General features: G+C 73.1%; 17 protein-coding genes. 9 read left to right on the top strand and 8 right to left on the bottom strand.

Annotated features, from left to right (window positions below; translation table 11 throughout):
• Positions 1–48: 48 nt before the first annotated feature.
• Positions 49–2,526, bottom strand: a complete 2,478-nt coding sequence (locus tag CG740_RS00295; protein ID WP_100572813.1) for a beta-glucosidase family protein — start codon at positions 2,524–2,526, stop codon at positions 49–51.
• Between the two features lie 255 nt (positions 2,527–2,781).
• Entirely contained in the window at positions 2,782–3,219 is a 438-nt protein-coding gene (locus tag CG740_RS00290; RefSeq protein ID WP_100572812.1) for a DUF4442 domain-containing protein, read from the bottom strand.
• A 109-nt stretch (positions 3,220–3,328) separates the two neighbouring features.
• On the opposite strand from CG740_RS00290, the gene CG740_RS00285 reads away from it, so the two are divergent.
• Together CG740_RS00285 and CG740_RS00280 are read left to right on the top strand one after the other, a co-directional pair.
• Positions 3,329–4,357 (top strand): hypothetical protein, encoded by a 1,029-nt coding sequence (locus tag CG740_RS00285; protein ID WP_100572811.1) that lies wholly within the window; start codon positions 3,329–3,331, stop codon positions 4,355–4,357.
• A gap of 99 nt (positions 4,358–4,456) precedes the next feature.
• The gene (locus tag CG740_RS00280) at positions 4,457–5,755 is read left to right on the top strand and encodes an MFS transporter (RefSeq protein ID WP_100572810.1); all 1,299 of its coding nucleotides are present in this window, start codon (positions 4,457–4,459) and stop codon (positions 5,753–5,755) included.
• Here CG740_RS00280 and CG740_RS00275 read toward each other — a convergent pair.
• From CG740_RS00275 to tuf, 3 genes are all read right to left on the bottom strand, one after another.
• Entirely contained in the window at positions 5,717–6,577 is an 861-nt protein-coding gene (locus CG740_RS00275; RefSeq protein WP_100572809.1) for a spermidine synthase, read from the bottom strand. The genes CG740_RS00280 and CG740_RS00275 overlap by 39 nt on opposite strands.
• A gap of 43 nt (positions 6,578–6,620) precedes the next feature.
• Positions 6,621–7,466, bottom strand: a complete 846-nt coding sequence (locus CG740_RS00270) for a patatin-like phospholipase family protein (protein WP_100572808.1) — start codon at positions 7,464–7,466, stop codon at positions 6,621–6,623.
• Positions 7,467–7,533: 67 nt separating this feature from the next.
• Positions 7,534–8,703 (bottom strand): elongation factor Tu, encoded by a 1,170-nt coding sequence (tuf, locus tag CG740_RS00265; protein WP_100572807.1) that lies wholly within the window; start codon positions 8,701–8,703, stop codon positions 7,534–7,536.
• A 353-nt stretch (positions 8,704–9,056) separates the two neighbouring features.
• Between tuf and CG740_RS00260 the strand changes: the two genes are divergently transcribed.
• Together CG740_RS00260 and CG740_RS00255 are read left to right on the top strand one after the other, a co-directional pair.
• Positions 9,057–9,761: a TVP38/TMEM64 family protein gene (locus CG740_RS00260; RefSeq protein ID WP_100572806.1), complete on the top strand. Its 705-nt coding sequence runs from the start codon at positions 9,057–9,059 to the stop codon at positions 9,759–9,761.
• Positions 9,762–10,089: 328 nt separating this feature from the next.
• A complete protein-coding gene (locus CG740_RS00255) occupies positions 10,090–10,962 on the top strand; it encodes an undecaprenyl-diphosphate phosphatase (protein WP_100572805.1) in 873 nt (290 codons plus the stop codon).
• Between the two features lie 61 nt (positions 10,963–11,023).
• Here the strand turns inward: CG740_RS00255 and CG740_RS00250 are convergent, their stop codons facing one another.
• Positions 11,024–11,401, bottom strand: a complete 378-nt coding sequence (locus CG740_RS00250) for a hypothetical protein (RefSeq protein WP_100572804.1) — start codon at positions 11,399–11,401, stop codon at positions 11,024–11,026.
• Between the two features lie 219 nt (positions 11,402–11,620).
• On the opposite strand from CG740_RS00250, the gene CG740_RS39500 reads away from it, so the two are divergent.
• From CG740_RS39500 to CG740_RS00240, 3 genes are all read left to right on the top strand, one after another.
• Positions 11,621–11,797 carry a hypothetical protein gene (locus CG740_RS39500; protein ID WP_159030178.1) on the top strand — a complete coding sequence of 59 codons (177 nt, stop codon included), beginning with the start codon at positions 11,621–11,623 and terminating at the stop codon, positions 11,795–11,797.
• A 117-nt stretch (positions 11,798–11,914) separates the two neighbouring features.
• Positions 11,915–12,112, top strand: coding sequence for a hypothetical protein (locus tag CG740_RS00245; protein ID WP_100572803.1), 198 nt, complete (start codon positions 11,915–11,917; stop codon positions 12,110–12,112).
• A gap of 76 nt (positions 12,113–12,188) precedes the next feature.
• Entirely contained in the window at positions 12,189–12,992 is an 804-nt protein-coding gene (locus CG740_RS00240) for a GNAT family N-acetyltransferase (protein ID WP_100572802.1), read from the top strand.
• A gap of 137 nt (positions 12,993–13,129) precedes the next feature.
• On the opposite strand, the gene CG740_RS00235 is transcribed toward CG740_RS00240, so the two are convergent.
• Positions 13,130–13,915, bottom strand: a complete 786-nt coding sequence (locus CG740_RS00235) for a crotonase/enoyl-CoA hydratase family protein (RefSeq protein WP_100572801.1) — start codon at positions 13,913–13,915, stop codon at positions 13,130–13,132.
• An 83-nt stretch (positions 13,916–13,998) separates the two neighbouring features.
• Between CG740_RS00235 and CG740_RS00230 the strand changes: the two genes are divergently transcribed.
• Together CG740_RS00230 and lnt are read left to right on the top strand one after the other, a co-directional pair.
• Positions 13,999–14,478, top strand: coding sequence for a nuclear transport factor 2 family protein (locus CG740_RS00230; protein ID WP_100572800.1), 480 nt, complete (start codon positions 13,999–14,001; stop codon positions 14,476–14,478).
• Positions 14,479–14,590: 112 nt separating this feature from the next.
• A complete protein-coding gene (lnt, locus tag CG740_RS00225) occupies positions 14,591–16,162 on the top strand; it encodes an apolipoprotein N-acyltransferase (RefSeq protein WP_100572799.1) in 1,572 nt (523 codons plus the stop codon).
• Here the strand turns inward: lnt and CG740_RS00220 are convergent.
• Positions 16,086–16,991, bottom strand: coding sequence for a Gfo/Idh/MocA family protein (locus CG740_RS00220; RefSeq protein ID WP_100572798.1), 906 nt, complete (start codon positions 16,989–16,991; stop codon positions 16,086–16,088). The genes lnt and CG740_RS00220 overlap by 77 nt on opposite strands.
• Positions 16,992–17,316: the final 325 nt, after the last annotated feature.

Raw genomic sequence — 17,316 nt, 5'->3', positions numbered from 1 at the left:
CGGAGCCCGGCGTGCGCCCCCCTGGCGCACGCCGGGAAGCCTACCCGCTCAGGCCCGGCCGCCGGCCGGCCGCGATCCGACCCGGCCATGGCCCACCAGGCGCTGCTCGGCCGCCGAGACCCCCACGCTCACCTCACGCGTTCCGGTGCCGAGCACCCAGCCGTGCCGGTCGCCGTCCCACGAGGAGAGCGAGCGCCGCGTGATGCGCACGGTCACCTCCTGCGCCCGGCCCGGCTCCAGGCGCAGCCTGCGGTAGCCGGCCAGGGCTCGGCGGACCTGGTCGAGGCGGAGGTCGGGCGAGGGGCCGAGGTAGACCTGGGCGACCGTGATGCCGGTGCGGGCGCCGGTGTTGCGGACGGTGAAGCGGACCGCGAGCCCGTCGCCGTCGGGCCGCACGCTCAGGTCCGTGTAGGCGAAGGTGGTGTAGGAGAGGCCGTGCCCGAACGGGAACAGCGGGGTCACGCCCTCGGTCTCGTACCAGCGGTAGCCGAGGTGGATGCCCTCGGAGTACTCCTCGGTGCCGTCCACTCCGGGATAGCGGCGGGGGTTCCCCGCCATGGGGTGGCGGTCCTCGGCGGCGGGGAAGGTCTGGGTGAGGCGGCCGCCGGGGTCGCAGTCCCCGAACAGGACGGCCGCGGTGGCCTCGGCGCCCTCCTGGCCCGGGTAGTACATCTGGAGGACCGCGCCGACGCGGCCCAGCCACGGCATGGTGGTGCACGACGAGGTGTTGAGCACCACCGCGGTGCGGGAGTTGGCGGCGGCGACCGCTTCGATCAGCTCGTTCTGGTGGCCCGGCAGGGCGAGGCCGGTGCGGTCGGCCCCCTCGGTGGCGTCCTCGTACGCGAACAGCACCACGCTGTCGGCCGCGCGGGCCGTGCGCACCGCGTCGGCGACGTCGGCGGCGCGGGTGGCTCCGGTGGTCCGGCGCAAGCGGAACAGCTGGCCCCGGTCGCGGCCCTTGGCGGTGATGGCGAGCCGGTGGGCCCCCGCGGTGAGGCGCAGGGGGCTGCTGCGGCGGACCGCGAGTCCGTCCGGCGCGGTGCTGACGAGGCCGCCCGCGAAGAGTTCGCCGAGGCCGGGGGCGGGCGGGAAGAGGTCGGTGCCGTCGAGCAGCACCTTGGGCCGGTCCCCCGAGTAGTGGATGACGAAGCTCCACTCGTCGTCATTGGTGACGGTGAGGGTGCCGTCGTACGTCCAGGTGGCGCCCGGCTCGACGCGCTGCGCCTCGAAGTCGGCGCCCGGTGAGGTGCCGGGCAGCGGCTTGCCGAAGAGGTCCTCGCCGAGCGCGTAGTCGACGCGGGCGCCGTCGCCGGCCCGGGCGCGCAGCGCGTCGAGCGGGCTCTGCGCGTGGTCGGGCACGACGTGCGCGCTGCCGCCGCCGCTGACGAAGGGGATGCTTCCGGTGGGTCCGACGACCGCGATGGAGCGGGCGGCCGTGCCGGTGAGCGGCAGGGTGGCGTGCCGGTTGTGCAGGAGGGTGGCGCCGGCCCGGGCGACCTTGAGCGCGGTGCGCGCGCCGCGCCGGGCGTCGCGCTCGGGGCGGGCGGGGGCGCTCCCGCCGAGCAGCGAGAAGCGGTCCATGACGGTGAGGATCCGGCGCACCGCCCGGTCGACCAGGGCCTGCGGAACGCTGCCGTCGCGCACGGCGTCCCGGAGGGCGTCGGCGAAGTAGTCGCCGCCCGGCATCTCCATGTCGAGCCCGGCGGCGAGGGCGGCGCCGGTGCTGTGGGCGGCGAACCAGTCCGTCATGACCCAGCCGTCGAAGCCCCAGTCACCCCGCAGGATGTCGCTGAGAATTGGCTTGTTCTCGCAGGCGAAAGTCCCGTTGACCTTGTTGTACGCGCCCATCACCGCGCCTGCTCCGGCACCGGCGGCCGCCTCGAAGCCGCGCAGTTCGAGCTCGCGCAGGGGCTGTTCGGCGATCCGCACGTCGACGCTCATGCGGTCCTTCTCCTGGTTGTTCAGGGCGAAGTGCTTGACGGTCGCGATGAGCCCCTGGCTCTGGATGCCGCGGATCTCCTCGGCGACGAGGTCCGCGCTGAGCAGCGGATCCTCGGAGAACGTCTCGTAGTTGCGTCCCGCGTACGGGGTCCTGATGAGGTTGACCATGGGCGACAGGAGGACGTCCTGGCCGAGCGCGCGGCCCTCGCGGCCGATGACCTCGCCGTACTCGCGGGCCAGTTCGGGGTCGAAGGCGGAGGCGAGCAGCACCGGCGCGGGCAGCGCGGTCGCGTGCGCGGTGACGCGGACGCCGGCCGGTCCGTCGGCGAGTCTGAGCGGGGGGATGCCGAGCCGGGGCACGCCGGGGACGTAACCGGCCTGGCCGAGGCTGCCGGGGTCGTCGGCGCCGTGCAGCAGGCCGATCTTCTCGTCCAGGGTGAGGCGCGCGAGGAGGTCCTCCACTCTGCGGGAGGCCGGGGCCGCGGCGAGCGCGCGGGCGGCGAGGGAGCCGGTCGCGGCGGCCGCGACCATGGCGGCGCCGCCGAGCAGACGCAGTGCTGACCTTCGGGAAACGGTGTCGGACATGGACCGTCACTCCTATGTGTGCGGGCACGACGTGGTGGACCGCGGCACAGCAGGCGGCGGGCCGACGTTCGAGGTGTGAACGCACTATGCGCCACGACCCAGTTGACAACCCGTCAGGCGCCACGAGGCGCCGGGAAACGTAGGACCGTCCGGTGGAAGAGTCAATGCGGACGCGGGGGCGGTGTTCGGAACATGGAGAAGGCGCCCCGGCCGGAGCCGGGACGCCTTCGGGTTCCGTAGCCTGCGCTCGGAGGATCAGGAGTTGGGACGCAGGGTCCAGACGACCGTCATCTCGCCGGTCACTGCGTCGTCCGCGCGCTGGATCTCGATGTGGACCGGGAACTCGGGGCGCTGCCCCGCGTCCAGCTCGGCCACCACGTCGGCGATCGGGCGGCCCAGGGTGGCGGTCGCGGTGACGACGCCCTTGGCGAGCTTCTTGTAGCCGATCTCCGCCTTCACGGCGAGCGGCACGGCGCGGTGCATCTGGTCGCCGAAGGCGGCGATGACGATGGCACCACTGGCGGACTCGGCGAGCGTGAACATCGCTCCGGCGTGCGGTCCGCCCACGTGGTTGTGGTAGTCGGCCTGGTCCGGAAGGCGCACCACGGCACGCTCGGGGGTGGTCTCCAGGAACTCCAGGTTCAGGGTGCGGGCCATGGGGACGGTCGCGGTGAGCATCTCGCCCACGGACATCTGATCAGCGCTCATGGGGCCCGATGTTACCCATGGGTAGTGAGCCTTGGCCATCCCTTGCGGGGGCGGCCGTAGCAGCCGCCGGGGCGCACCTCTATGGTTACTCGCCATGTGGCCAGGACAGCAGCCGCCCGGGGGCGAGCAGAACCCGCAGGATCCGAATCAGAACCCGTACCAGCAGCCGGGGTACCAGCAGCCCAATCCCTATCAGCAGCCGGCGCAGCCCGGATATCCGCCGCAGGGTTACCAGGCACCCAATCCGTACCAGCAGCCGACGGTGCCGCAGTACCCCGTGGGCGGACCGCCCGGGGCGCCGCAGCCGCCGGGCGGCAACGACAGGAAGAAGACCACGATCATCGCCGTCGTGGCGGCCGTCGCCGTGGTCGTGGCCGCCGGTGTGACCGGCTTCGTGGTCCTCAAGGACGACGGCAAGTCCAGCAGCCAGGCCGACGGCAAGAGCACGAAGTCGCCGTCCGCCCCGGGTTCCGACCCGGCCGCACCCTCCTCCCCCGCGGCCAACCCGCGCGGCGCCGGCACCGACGTCAAGCCGGTCATCGCGGGCTGGAAGGTCGTGGTGAACCCCACCCGCGGCGACGCCTTCGACGTGCCGCCGGACTGGGAGGTCGACAGCCCGGGCATGAGCGTGGGCTGGTCCGACAAGGCCGACAAGAACGGCTTCGGCGGCATGATGATGTCCTCCCCGGCCTACCTCAAGTCCAAGTGGTGCACCACCAAGGACAGCACCGGCCGCGACCAGAACACCTCGCTCGCGAGCGTCGGCACCAAGGGCGCCAACGGCGCGAAGTCCACCGGGGACGCGGCCGAGCAGGCCGACGACTGGCTGTACTACGCCTACACCCAGCCGGACAAGGACCACATCACCTCCGAGAAGCCGGTCCCCTACACCACCAAGTCGGGTCTCCAGGGCAGCGTGGTGCGCGCCAAGACCACCGGCGTGAAGAAGACGGACAAGTGCTCCACCGAGGGCCAGTCCGTGCTGTTCGGCTTCAAGACGGCCAAGGGCGACCTCGCCGCCTGGAGCCTCATCGCCAACACCGGCGTGCCCGGCGCGGTCGACGAGGACACCATCCAGAAGATCCTCACCACCATCCGCCTGGTACCCGCCACCAGCTCCTGACGCGGCACGGCGACAAAGCTGGTGCCCACCACCAGCTCCTGACGCGGGCCGGCGACAAACCGTTTGGCGTGCGGGAGCGATGGCGGCGATAGTCCTCGGGTGACTTCCGCCGCCATCCCCGCTCCGGCCCGCCGCCCGCCATGGGCCGGCCGCAACTACAGCCTGCTGACCGCCGCGGCGGTCGTGACGAACCTGGGCAGCCAGGGCGCACTGATCGCGGCGGCCTTCGCGGTGTTGCAGTCCGGCGGCGGCGCGGGGGACGTCGGCCTGGTCGCGGCGGCCCGCACGGTGCCGCTCGTCCTCTTCCTGCTGGTCGGCGGCGCACTCGCCGACCGGCTGCCGCGGCACCGGGTGATGGTCGCGGCCAACGCCCTCAACTTCCTTTCCCAGGGCGCCTTCGCGCTCCTGGTCCTGACCGGCGAGCCCCGGCTCTGGCAGATGACGGCGCTCACCGCGCTCGGCGGTGTGGGGCAGGCCTTCTTCGGGCCGGCCTCCGAAGGCATGCTGATGTCCAGCGTGAGCGGCGCGGAGGCGGGGCGCGCCTTCGCGTTCTACCGGATGGCGATGCACGGCGCGGGCATCGGCGGGGCCGCCCTCGGCGGCGCCCTGATCGCCGTCTTCGGCGCGGGCTGGGTGCTCGCGATCGACGCGGCGGCCTTCGCGGTCGCGGGCGCGTTGCGCGCCTTCCTCGACGTGAGTCACATTCCGCCGCGCGAGGCGGGCGGCGGAATGATCTCCGATCTCCGGGCCGGCTGGCGGGAGTTCGTCTCCCGCCCGTGGCTGTGGTCGATCGTCGTGCAGTTCGCGGTGGTCAACGCCGTGGTCGCGGCGGCCGAGGCGGTCTACGGACCACTGGTCGCCCGCGACGATCTCGGCGGCCCCGGGCCCTGGGGTCTCGCACTCGCCGCGTTCGGCGCCGGCACGGTCGGCGGGGCGTTTCTGATGATGCGCTGGAAACCGCGCCGGCTGCTGCTCGCCGGCAGCCTCTGCGTGTTTCCGCTCGCCCTGCCCTCGGCGGCGCTCGCGGTGCCGCTGCCGGTGGGTGCGCTCGCGGCGGTCATGCTCCTGACCGGCGTCTCGATCGAGGTCTTCGGCGTCTCCTGGATGACCGCCCTCAACCAGGAGATCCCCGAGGACAAGCTCTCCCGCGTGTCCGCCTACGACTGGCTGGGCTCGATCGCGATGGTGCCGCTCGCCACCGCCCTGGCCGGCCCCGCGCAGAGCGCGGTCGGCCGTACCAGCGCACTGTGGGGCTGCTCGGCCCTGGTCGTGCTGCTGACCGCCGCCGTGCTGTGCGTCCCGGACGTACGCCGGCTGACCCGGCGCACCGAGCCGGTGGCCGTGGGCCGGCCCGCCGTGTCAGCCGATGCTGAAGGCGCCGTCGGGCGGCTCGGGTGAGGGCTGCGCGTCCGCGTCGTCGACGGGGCCCGCGCCCCCGATGAAGCGCCGCAGCGAATCGCCGTGCTCGACCCGGGCCGGAAAGGCGTCCCCCGCCGTGCGTCGGGCGAGGGCCGCGACGTCCAGCGGGTGCGCCGAGGCGAGCAGCACCGCGTTGCCGAAGCGCCGGCCGCGCAGTACCGACGGTTCGGCGATCAGCACCACTTCCGCGAACACCGCCCGGAATGTGGCGAGTTGGGAGCGCAGGAAAGCGAAGGGCGCGCCGTCCGCGAGGTTGGCGACGTAGGTTCCGCCGGGCCTGAGGACACGCTGGGCGATGCGTGCGTACTGGACCGAGGTCAGATGGGCCGGCACACGGGAGCCGCCGAACACATCCGCGATCAGCAGGTCCGCCGAACCGGACGGTGCCGCTTCGGCCCAGGCCCGGGCGTCCGCCGCGTGCACCTCGATCCCGGCGTCGGGGGCCAACGGCAGCTGCTCGCGCACGAGTTGGAGGAGCGCACGATCCGCGTCCACGACGACCTGGCGCGAGCCCGGCCGGGTCGCCGCGACATAGCGGGGCAGGGTGAGGGCACCGCCGCCGAGGTGCAGCACGTCCAGTGGAACGCCGTCGTCGGCCGCGCAGTCCACGACATGGGCGAGGCGGCGTACGTACTCGAACTCGATGTGGGTGGGATCGTCCAGGTCCACGTACGACTGCGGGGCACCGTTCACGGTCAGCAGCCAGGCGCGCTCGCGGTCGAGGTCGGGCAGCAGTTTGGCGGTGCCCCAGTCGACCTCCCGGATGACGGGTATCGGCTCGGCACGCGGGTCGTCGTTCACCCTCCCATTGTGCGCCCGGCCGCCGGTCGCGGGCCGCCGGGCCCTATGCCCCGGTCCACAGTGCCGCCACCGCCCGGGCGTGGGCCGCTGCCTGGGCGCGGCCGGCCCGGGCGGCCGGGGCGCGGTGCGCGGGGTCCAGGCTGTTGCGCCCGAAGGCCCGCTTCGCCGCCGCGTCGGGGGTGATCAGCTCGACCCGCGCGCCCGCGGCGGCGAGGGCGGCCGCCTGTCTGACGGGAGAGGCGAGCGGGCCGCCGCCGGTCGCGATCGGCGCGATGACGACCACCCGCTCACAGCCGGCGGCGAGCTGGGCGTTGCACGGGGAGTGCAACCCCCCGTCGATCCACTTGCGGCCCTCGATGGTGACCGGGGGCCACACCAGCGGGACCGCGCAGCTCGCGGCGACCGCGTCGACGAGCGACACCCCGCAATCCCGGTCGAAGACCCGGAACTCGCCGGTGTCCGCGGCGACCGCGGTGAGCTTCAGGGCCCGCTCGGGCCACTCGTGGGTCAGCAGCCGCCCGGCGATGACGGCGCGGCGGTCCGCCTCGCCCGGAGTGTGGGCCGCGAGCGCCATCCGGCCCATCTTCGCTCCGTACTCCTCGGGGGTGGCGGAGGAGATCACGGCCCGCGCAAAGCGGAAGAGCTTGCCCGGGCCCAGATGTCCGGGTATCTCCCCGGCCGGCCGGGCGAGTTGGCGTTCGTACAGCTCGGCGAGAGTGGAACGGCGCGCGCTGATGTTCGCCCCGACCACCGCGCCCGCCGAACTCCCCACGACCAGGCGGGCGTCCGTCAGGTCCACGCCCGCCTCGGCGAGGCCGTGCAGGATGCCGATCTCCCAGCCCACGCCGGTGAGCCCGCCCGATCCGAGTACGAGTGCCGTCTCCGTCATGATCGAAGTGTGCCGCAACACCAACGGCCCGCCGCCCCCGGGGTGTTGGGGGCGGCGGGCCGGCCGGTCACAGCACCGCGGCCACCGTTCCGGCGCCCACGGTGCGGCCGCCCTCGCGGATGGCGAAGCCGAGGCCCGGCTCCAGGGGCGTGTCCCGGCCTAGCTCGACGGTGACGGTGACCGTGTCGCCGGGCCGCGCGACGGCGAGCCCGCCGAGGTCGACGTCCCCGACCACGTCCGCCGTGCGGATGTAGAACTGCGGCCGGTAGCCGGTCGCGATCGGCGTGGAGCGGCCGCCCTCGCGCGTGGACAGGACGTACACCTGGGCGGTGAACCTCCGGCTCGGGGTGACGCTGCCCGGCTCGGCGACCACATGGCCGCGGCGGACCGCGTCGCGTGGCACCCCGCGCAGGAGCAGCGCGACGTTGTCCCCGGCCTGCGCCGAGTCCATCGGCTTGCCGAACGTCTCCAGGCCGGTGACCACCGACTCGACCTCCGCGCCCAGGACTTGGACCCGGTCCCCGACGCGCACGGTGCCGCGCTCGACGGCCCCGGTGACGACGGTGCCGCGCCCCGTGATGGTGAGCACGTTCTCCACCGGCAGCAGGAACGGCGCGTCCACATAGCGCTCCGGCATCGGCACATAGGTGTCGACCGCGTCGAGCAGCGCGCCGATCGCGTCGGTCCAACGCGGTTCCCCCTCAAGGGCCTTGAGGCCGGAGACCCGTACGACCGGCACGGTGTCGCCACCGTATCCGTGCGCGGAGAGCAGTTCGCGCACCTCAAGCTCGACCAGGTCGCTCAGCTCCTCGTCCCCCGCGTCCGCCTTGTTGAGCGCGACGACGATGTGGTCGACACCCACCTGCCGGGCCAGCAGGACGTGTTCGGCCGTCTGCGGCATGATCCCTTCGAGTGCGGAGACCACCAGGATCGCCCCGTCCAGCTGGGCGGCGCCGGTGACCATGTTCTTGACGTAGTCGGCGTGGCCCGGCATGTCGACGTGGGCGTAGTGACGGGTGTCGGTCTCGTACTCGACGTGCGCGATGTTGATGGTGATGCCGCGGGCGGCCTCCTCCGGGGCGCGGTCGATGCGGTCGAACGGCACGAAGGTGCCGGTGCCGCGCTCGGCGAGCACTTTGGTGATGGCGGCGGTCAGGGTGGTCTTGCCGTGGTCGACATGGCCCATGGTGCCAATGTTGAGGTGGGGCTTGGTGCGTACGTATGCCGTCTTGGGCATGGCTGTGTGTCCTCGCGTGGTCGCTGGGCATCGCTTGGACCCCTGGATCCGGCCGACCCTCCCCGTGTGGGGTCCGCCGGACGTTCCGGGAAGGGTCAGCTTCGGGCGCCGCCGAGGGGCGCCACGGTCTCGACTGCGTCGGCCGCGATGAGGACGGCAGCCTTCGGCGCGTCCGCGACTGCGGACGGCGCTGCGAGGAAGGCGTACCTGGACATGCCGCCGATCATCCCTGGTGGGCGACGGCGCGTCGAATGGTTTTCCGCGGGCGGCAGTTGCGTGCGGTGAGGGTGGCGGAGGCTCCCGGAAGAGCTCCCTTACGACGGGCGCCCGCCCCGGTCGGTTAGTCTCCCTTGATGTTCGAGCCCGTTGCCCGACCGACGCCAGGTCTTGCCGCACGCTGCGGGAGAGCACTGCTCTCCCCGTGGTCGCGGCTCGCGCTGCTCGTGGTGGTGCTCGCGGCCGCCGGGAGCGCCGTCCTGGTCCTCCAGCCCCAACGGCTGCTCGCCGACGGCTGGCCGCCCGCGATGGGCGGGGCCTGGGCGGTGGTCCTCTTCGCGGTGGCGTACGGGCTGTGCACGGCCGCGTTCGTGCCGCGCCCGATCCTCAATCTGGCCGCCGGCGCCCTCTTCGCGACGCCGGCCGGATTCGTGTCCTCGCTCGTCGGCACGGTCCTCGGCGCGGGCATCGCGTTCGGGCTCGGCCGGGTGCTCGGCCAGGACGCACTGCGCCCGCTGGTGCGGGGGCGCTGGCTGAAGGCGGCGGACGGGCAGCTCTCGCGGCACGGGTTCCGCTCGATGATGGCGATCCGGCTGTTCCCCGGTGTGCCCTTCGCCGCCGCCAACTACTGCGCGGCGGTCTCGCGCATGGGCTGGACGCCGTTCCTCGTGGCGACGGGTCTCGGTTCGGTGCCCAACACGCTCGCGTACGTGGTCGCGGGCGGCAGCGCCGCGTCCCCGACATCGCCCGCGTTCCTGATCGCGATGGGCTTCATCGTGCTGAGCGGGGCCGGGGCCGCCGTGGTGGCCTGGCGCAAGCGGGGCGGGATGCGCGGGCGGTAGCGGACGGGGTGCGCGGGCGGTGCGGGTGGGGTGCGCGGGCGGTAGCGGGGCGGGGTGCGCGGGCGCCGGCGTGATGCACAGGGGCCGGCGCGGCGCGGCCGGGGTGCGGAGGTCGGGGTGCCGAGGCCGGGGCCCGTTCCGGGGCCGGCGGGGCCGCTTCCCGCAGGCCGCCCGGCGTCAACCATCCGTTAACCCGGGCCCGTTACCGTGCCGCTCGATCCGCGCAAGATCGCCGGTGTGGCCGTGCCGCCGCCCCGGTGCTCCGGCCGGTCCCCGTCGTGCCGACCGGCCGTGGCCCCCCGACCCCCCTTGGATGGCGCAGTAACCCATGTCTTGGTTCGAATCGTTCATACTCGGGCTCGTTCAGGGGCTTACGGAGTTCCTGCCCATCTCCTCCAGCGCACATCTGCGGCTGACCGCGGCGTTCGCGGGCTGGCAGGATCCGGGCCCGGCGTTCACGGCGATCACGCAGATCGGCACCGAGACGGCCGTCCTGATCTACTTCCGGTCCGACATCGCGCGGATCGTCTCGACCTGGTTCCGCTCGCTCACCGACCGTTCGCTGCGCGACGACCACGACGCCAAGATGGGCTGGCTCGTCATCGTCGGCTCCATCCCGATCGGGGTGCTCGGCATCGTCCTGAAGCACCAGATCGACACGTCCTTCCGCGACCTGCGGGTGATCGCCACCACTCTGGTCGTGATGGGCGTGATCCTCGGCATCGCCGACCGGCTCGCGGCCCGCGACGAGTCGGGGGGACGGCATCGCGCCGCCAAGGAGCGCAAGTCACTGCGGGAACTCGGCACCAAGGACGGGCTGATCTTCGGCATCTGCCAGGCCATGGCCCTCATCCCGGGCGTCTCCCGCTCCGGCGCCACCATCAGCGGCGGCCTCCTCATGGGCTACACCCGCGAGGCGGCGGCCCGTTACTCCTTCCTGCTCGCCATCCCGGCCGTGCTGGCCTCCGGGGTCTTCGAGCTGAAGGACGCGGGCGGCCCCGGCCAAGCGCCGATGCTGCCCACCCTCTTCGCCGCGGTCATCGCCTTCGCGGTGGGCTACGCGGTGATCGCCTGGTTCATGGCCTTCATCTCCAACAAGAGCTTCATGCCGTTCGTGGTCTACCGCATCGTGCTCGGCGTGGCCCTGTTCGCCCTCATCGCGGCCGGCAGCCTGAGCCCGGACGCGGGCGGCGGCCTCTGACCCGGCCGCCCACCCAGGGGGCAGCGACCGAACCGGGCTTCCGTAAGCGGCAGTTGAGGGATCAGGTGCCCGAGGCCTCCGGGCCCTCCCCCCTGACCTCCTCCGCGCGCAGTGCCAGGTCCTGGAGCACATCGGCCGACGACACGTCCTGCTCGCCGGAGTCGTGCACCTGGGCGAGGGCCACGAACGCCAGGCTGAAGGCGGCCACGAGCTGGCGGATGGCCCCGCCGACCTCCCTCGCCACGAGCGTGGCCATCTCCTGGGGCGTCGCGTCGGCCGGGATCTCGATGTGCGGCATCGTCTCGTTGAGCAGGGCGGTGACGATGCCGATCTCCGTGTCCCGGGGCCCTCGTTCGCCATCCTCCTCGATCCGGCGGCGGTAGTCCCCGGCCTCGGTGAGAATGCCGATCACTCGCTTGAGAACCTCGCTCTGCTCCATGCCGCGAGGATAGGCGCCCCCACCTCTCCGGGCGCGGGTCAACGCCCGCACCGCTCGGGTCAGTTGTCGCGGAGACCGGACCGTGGCCGGATCCCGCCGCCCGACTGCCCCTCCCGGCGCGGCACCCACCGACCCTTCCTTCCCCCTTCAACTGCTTAATGTTGGCTGAGAGTTCCCACTCCGTGGCGGTGGGTCACCTCATGGCCGTAGGCTTGTCCCATGCCCCCGACTTCCGACCGACGTTTCCTTCGCCCTGCCGACGTGGTGAACGCGGACATCCGCTCGCTGTGGGAGCAGTCCGACGGCCGCCTCTCGCCCGACGAGGAGGAGCGCTACCACTGGCTCCTGGTCGAATGGGCCGCCGCCGTACGGGGCGACACCGCCCAGGCGGCGTGACGTACGTCGCTCCAAACCCCCCTCGGCCTGTGACCTTTGCCACCCCGTACCGCTCCCACCTGGGGTTCGGCCGGTTCGGCGGGGTTGCTCGGCCGACCTGACCCGTAGCCTGGTCATATGTCTACCTCCCCCGAGCGGCCCGGCCCCGCGCCGTCCGACGCGGATGCCGCCAACGACGCCATCCGTGCGCTCGTCGACGGCGCGGACGGGCAGTGGCCCGCGGAGGAGTACGAGCGGCTGCTCGCCGACTGGGCTGCGGCGGTCGGCGAACCGGCCCCGTTCTCCGCGGGAACGGCCGCGAAGCCGCGAACCTGAGCCCCGGTCCGCCGCAGCTGGTCCCGGCCCCGAATTCCGGTTGCTGTGGCCCACCTCACGGTGTTGAAGTGGCCGAATGCAGACCACCCCCGCGCCGGGCGGCGCCCCCGATGAAGCACTGCTCACGGTCTTCGACCTCCAGCTGCGGCAGCGGGCCCGGCCCGACGGGCCGAGCGCCACGGTGGAGCGGTCCGGCGGTGTCGTACGGCAGGTCGGCCCCGGCCATGTGTGGAACGGCATCCTCTGGTCGTGCCTCACCGAATCGGACGCCGATGCCGAAATCGCGGCGCAAGTACGGCACTTCGCCTCGCTCGGCCACCCGTGGGAGTGGAAGCTGTACGCCCACGACCGGCCCGCCAACCTGGGACAGCGCCTGCTGGCAGCCGGCTTCGAGGCCGAGCCCGCCGAGACCGTCATGATCGCCCGGGTCCCCGACCTCCCCCACGACCCCGAGCCCCCGGCCGGCATCACCCTCCACCCGGTGACCGACGAGGGCGGGGTGGAGCTGATGGCGCGGGTGCACGACCAAGCCTTCGGCAACGGCTCCGCCCTCTTCAGGGAGCGGCTGCTCGCCCAGTTCACCGAGGCACCCGACACCGTGACGGCGGTCGTCGCCATGGCAGGGGATCTTCCGGTGAGCGCGGCCCGCATGGACTTCCACCTCGGCACGGAGTTCGCCAGTCTCTGGGGCGGCGGCACCGCCCCCGAGTGGCGCGGCAAGGGCATCTACCGCGCCCTGATCGCCTATCGCGCCCGTATCGCCGCCGAGCGCGGCTACCGCTACCTCCAGGTCGACGCCTCCGATCAGAGCCGGCCCATCCTCCAGCGCCTCGGCTTCGTCCCGCTGACGGTGACCACGCCGTACGTGCGCCGGCCCTGACACCTCACGCTCGGGGCGCGGAGCCGCCCGCGCCAAGGACCGGCGGCCGTCCCTCGGAAGGCCGCCGCCTCTCGCGAAGACGGCCGCCCCAGGAATGACCCACCTCCCACGGACAGGGCCGCCGTTCCTCAGCTCCGTCAGCTCGGTCCTTCAAACGTCCCGTGGCGGCCCGCGCCCGCCGCGAACCGCGCCGCGCCCTCCGCCGCCTCCCCCAGCGCGTGCATGCCGTGCCGCACCTCGTTGAGCAGCGCTTCGGGTTCGGCGAGGCCCTCCTGTTCGAGCAGCGACATCCGGTCGTGGCGCATGCAGGTCCCCGGGAAGGCGGCGATCTCCGCAGCGAGTTCCTCCGCCCGCGCCCGGGCGGTACCGCTCGGCACGATCCGGTCCGCCAGACCGATGGCTCGGGCCTCGGCGGCGTCCACCGGGCGCCCGGTGAGGATCAGGTCCATGGCACGGCCGGCCCCGACGAGGCGCGGCAGCCGGACCGTCCCGCCGTCGATCAACGGCACGCCCCAGCGTCGGCAGAACACCCCGAACACCGCGTCCTCCTCCATCACTCGCAGATCGCACCAGAGCGCGAGTTCCAGACCGCCCGCCACGGCGTGCCCGGCCACCGCCGCGATCACCGGCTTGGAGAGCCGCAGCCGGGTCGGGCCCATCGGCCCGTCGCCGTCCTCGGTCACCGTGTTGCCGCGTGCGGTGCCGATCGCCTTCAGATCGGCGCCCGCGCAGAACGTGCCGCCCTCGCCCCACAGCACGGCGACCGCCGCCGCCTCGTCCGCCTCGAAGGCACGGAAGGCGTCGGCGAGCGCGCGGGCGGTGGGGCCGTCCACCGCGTTGCGCACCGCGGGCCGCGAAAGGATCACTGTGGTGACGGGGCCGCGCCGTTCGCTGCGTACCGCGGGAACCGTGTCGTCTGTCATGGCGCCAGCGGTAGCACGCGGTCCCAAGCACCCACAAGTGCGGGGCTCTTGGCGTTCACGGCCCGCTGCCGGAGACTGACCCGATGACGCAGCGCGTGGATCTCGGAACCCTGCTCGACCGTTTGGCCATCGACGAACTCATCACCGGATATGCCGCGGCCGTCGACGACGGGAACTGGACCGCCTACCGCGCCCTGTTCGCCGCCGACGGCCGCGCCGACTACCGCCCGGCGGGCGGCATCGAGGGACCGGCCGAGGAGGTGGCGTGCTGGCTCGAAGAGACCATGCGGCTCTTCCCGGTCCGCCAGCACCTGATCACCAACCGGCTGCTCACCCTCCAGGACCTCGGCGGCTACCCGGGCGACCGGGCGGAGCTGCGCGCCGACTACCTCAATCCCATGTGCTTCGGCACCGACGGCGACGGCACGCCGCCCGCGCCCGGCTTCGAGTCCGGGGGGCGCTACGCGTTCTCGCTGGTCCGTACGGACACGGGCTGGCGGCTGCGGTCGGTGACCGTGCACGAGAAGTGGCGGCGGGTGTCGGGGGCGCTCGCCGGGGCATGAGCGACGGGAGGGACGCGCCGGGCGCCGGGTCATCTGTGCGCGACGGCGGCTCTCCCCCACACTGGCTGGGCGGGAACACCACTGATCACGGGGGTGGGCAAGGAGGCGCGGTATGCGGATCCCGGTCGGCCGTCACGGTCCGCGTCTGAGTTCGGCCTGGTGGCGCGGCGCGGCCGCGGTGCTCGCCGGAGCGCTGCCCGCACTCGCCTTCCCCGCGCCCTCGCTGTGGTGGTTCGCCTACCTCGCGCTCGTGCCACTGCTGCTCCTGGTGCGCTCCGCGAGCAGCGTGCGGCGGGCCGCTCTGGACGGCTGGCTCGGCGGTACGGGGTTCATGCTCGCGGTGCACCACTGGCTCTTCCCCAGCCTCAACGTGTTCATCGTGGTCCTGGCCGCGCTGCTCGGGCTGCTGTGGGCACCGTGGGGTGTCCTGGTCCGGTCCGTCATGGGTGGCCGTCCCTCCGTGCCGCGCGCGCTGATCGCGGTCGTGGTGGTGCCTTCGGGCTGGCTCGCGGTGGAGCTGGTCCGGTCGTGGCAGGGGCTCGGCGGGCCCTGGGGGCTGCTCGGCGCGAGCCAGTGGGAGGTGACTCCGGCGCTGCGGCTGATGTCGGTGGGCGGGGTGTGGCTGGTGAGCCTGCTCGTGGTGGCGGTGAACACCGCTGTCACCCTCGCGGTGGCGCTCCCCCGGGTGCGTACCGCCATGGTCTCGGTGCTCGTGGTGTGTGCGCTCACTACAGGCGCCGTATGGATGTGGGCTCCGCACATGACGCGCGACGGCCACCTCAAGGTCGCCGTGGTGCAGCCGGGCGTGATCGAGAACGGGGACGCCCGGTTCGCCCGCAGCGAGGCGCTGACGCGCTCACTCGCGGGGCAGCATGTGGACCTCGTGGTGTGGGGCGAGAGCAGTGTGGGGCAGGACCTGACGGCCCGGCCGGACCTGGCCGCGCGGATTGCCCGGCTCTCCCAGGAGCTCGGCGCGGACATCCTGGTGAACGTGGACGCGCGCAGGTCGGACAAACCGGGAATCTTCAAGAGTTCGGTTCTCGTGGGGCCCGACGGGCCGACCGGGCAGCGCTACGACAAGATGCGGCTCGTGCCGTTCGGCGAGTACATCCCGGCGCGCTCGCTGCTCGGCTGGGCGACATCGGTCGGCAAGGCCGCCGACGAGGACCGGCAGCGCGGCACCACGCCCGTGGTGATGACCCTGCCGGGCGCGGCGCGGGTGGGGCCGCTGGTGTGCTTCGAGTCGGCGTTCCCGGACATGAGCCGTCATCTGGTGCGCATGGGCGCCCAGTTGCTCGTGGCGCAGTCCTCGACCTCGTCGTTCCAGGACACCTGGGCGCCCGCACAGCATGCCTCGCTCGGCGCGCTGCGGGCCGCCGAGACGGGCCGCCCGATGGTGCACGCGACCCTGACCGGCATCAGCGCGGTCTACGGCCCCGACGGCGGCCGCGTCGGCAAGTGGCTGCCCACCTCCGCGAGTACCGCCGCGGTGTACGACGTTCCGCTCGCCACCGGCACCACGCCCTATGTGCGCTTCGGCGACTGGGCGGTGTACGCGGCCCTCGCGGCGCTCGCCCTGTTCTGCGCGGGCGAGGCGGCGCGGGCGCTCAGGAAGCCTGCTCCCACGCCTCCCGCACCACCCGCTCGCACAGCTCATGGGTCGCCAACGCGTCCTGTGCGCTGAGCGTCTCTCCGGCCCGTACGGCGTCGAGGAAGGACAGGACCGACTGCTCGATGCCGCGCTGGCGGGCGACGGGCACCCAGTCGCCGCGGCGGCGCAGGGTCGGCTGGCCCTTGTGGTCCACGACCTCGGCCAGGTTCAGGACCTGGCGCTTGGTGTCCTGGCCCGACACCTCCAGGATCTCCTCGGTGGATCCGTTCATCCGGTTCATGGTGCCGATCGCGGTGAAGCCGTCGCCGGAGAGCTGAAGGACCACGTGCTCCATCAGGCCGTCGCGGACGCGGGCCCGTACGACCGTGTGCTCGATGGGGCCGGGGGTGAGGAAGCGCAGGGTGTCCACGACGTGGATGAAGTCGTCGAGGACCAGGGTGCGGGGGTCCTCGGGAAGGCCGACCCGGTTCTTCTGCATGAGGATCAGTTCGCGCGGGTGGTCGGCGCACTGGGCGTAGCCGGGTGCGAGCCGCCGGTTGAAGCCGACGGCGAGGCCGACCCCGCGCTCCTCGGCGAGCGCCACGAGCCGCTCGGACTCGGCGAGTTCGTAGGCCAGCGGCTTGTCGACGTACGTCGGTACGCCGGCGTCGATGAGCCGGGCCACGATCTCCGGGTGCACCGCGGTCGGCGCGTGCACGAACGCGGCGTCCAGCCCCTGCGCGAGCAGGGACGCGAGGTCGGTGTGCCGTTGTCCGGCCGGTATCCGATGGGCGCCACCCACGGCGTCGAGGGTGGCCGGGGTGCGGGTCTGGAGATGCAGCTCCGTGCCCGGCAGGGTGCTCAGCACGGGCAGGTATGCCTTCTGAGCGATGTCCCCGAGCCCAATGCATCCGACCTTCACGGGGTTCTCCTGTCGCCGAGCGGTGTCCATCGTCCTTGCTGGTCAGCATACGTGTGGCGGCCTTTGCCGTGCGGCGCGGTGCGGAGCGGGTCGCCCGGAGGTGCGGGGCGGCGAGGTGTGCCCCTACCGGGCGGGGCTCGGCACCGCGGGGCGGTGCATGCGGGTGCTTCGGGCGCGGGCCGTGCGTGGTTGCTCACACAGCTCCCCGCGCCCCTCAGCCGCACCGTACTGAGCCGCACCGTACTGAGGGGCATACCCAGCCCGTCCGGCGACTGAGGGCGAGCGCCCTCAAGCCGTGCCACAGGGGTGCAGGGGGCGAAGCCCC

The sequence above is a fragment of the Streptomyces sp. CB01201 genome (genome assembly GCF_002803085.1).
GTDB classification, from domain to species: Bacteria; Actinomycetota; Actinomycetes; order Streptomycetales; family Streptomycetaceae; genus Streptomyces; species Streptomyces hundungensis.
The sequence above is the reverse complement of the archived record's forward strand: the minus strand, read 5'-3'. Positions and strand labels throughout refer to the sequence as shown.

Excerpts from the sequence above, each read along its gene's own strand:
- CG740_RS00245 (WP_100572803.1), top strand. The coding sequence starts at position 11,915 with ATGTCTACCTCCCCCGAGCGGCCCGGCCCCGCGCCGTCCGACGCGGAT.
- CG740_RS39500 (WP_159030178.1), top strand. The coding sequence starts at position 11,621 with ATGCCCCCGACTTCCGACCGACGTTTCCTTCGCCCTGCCGACGTGGTG.
- lnt (WP_100572799.1), top strand. The coding sequence starts at position 14,591 with ATGCGGATCCCGGTCGGCCGTCACGGTCCGCGTCTGAGTTCGGCCTGG.
- CG740_RS00255 (WP_100572805.1), top strand. The coding sequence starts at position 10,090 with ATGTCTTGGTTCGAATCGTTCATACTCGGGCTCGTTCAGGGGCTTACG.
- CG740_RS00290 (WP_100572812.1), bottom strand. The coding sequence starts at position 3,219 with ATGTCCGTGGGCGAGATGCTCACCGCGACCGTCCCCATGGCCCGCACC.
- CG740_RS00250 (WP_100572804.1), bottom strand. The coding sequence starts at position 11,401 with ATGGAGCAGAGCGAGGTTCTCAAGCGAGTGATCGGCATTCTCACCGAG.
- CG740_RS00295 (WP_100572813.1), bottom strand. The coding sequence starts at position 2,526 with ATGTCCGACACCGTTTCCCGAAGGTCAGCACTGCGTCTGCTCGGCGGC.
- CG740_RS00260 (WP_100572806.1), top strand. The coding sequence starts at position 9,057 with ATGTTCGAGCCCGTTGCCCGACCGACGCCAGGTCTTGCCGCACGCTGC.
- CG740_RS00270 (WP_100572808.1), bottom strand. The coding sequence starts at position 7,466 with ATGACGGAGACGGCACTCGTACTCGGATCGGGCGGGCTCACCGGCGTG.
- CG740_RS00240 (WP_100572802.1), top strand. The coding sequence starts at position 12,189 with ATGCAGACCACCCCCGCGCCGGGCGGCGCCCCCGATGAAGCACTGCTC.
- CG740_RS00235 (WP_100572801.1), bottom strand. The coding sequence starts at position 13,915 with ATGACAGACGACACGGTTCCCGCGGTACGCAGCGAACGGCGCGGCCCC.
- CG740_RS00285 (WP_100572811.1), top strand. The coding sequence starts at position 3,329 with ATGTGGCCAGGACAGCAGCCGCCCGGGGGCGAGCAGAACCCGCAGGAT.
- CG740_RS00230 (WP_100572800.1), top strand. The coding sequence starts at position 13,999 with ATGACGCAGCGCGTGGATCTCGGAACCCTGCTCGACCGTTTGGCCATC.
- tuf (WP_100572807.1), bottom strand. The coding sequence starts at position 8,703 with ATGCCCAAGACGGCATACGTACGCACCAAGCCCCACCTCAACATTGGC.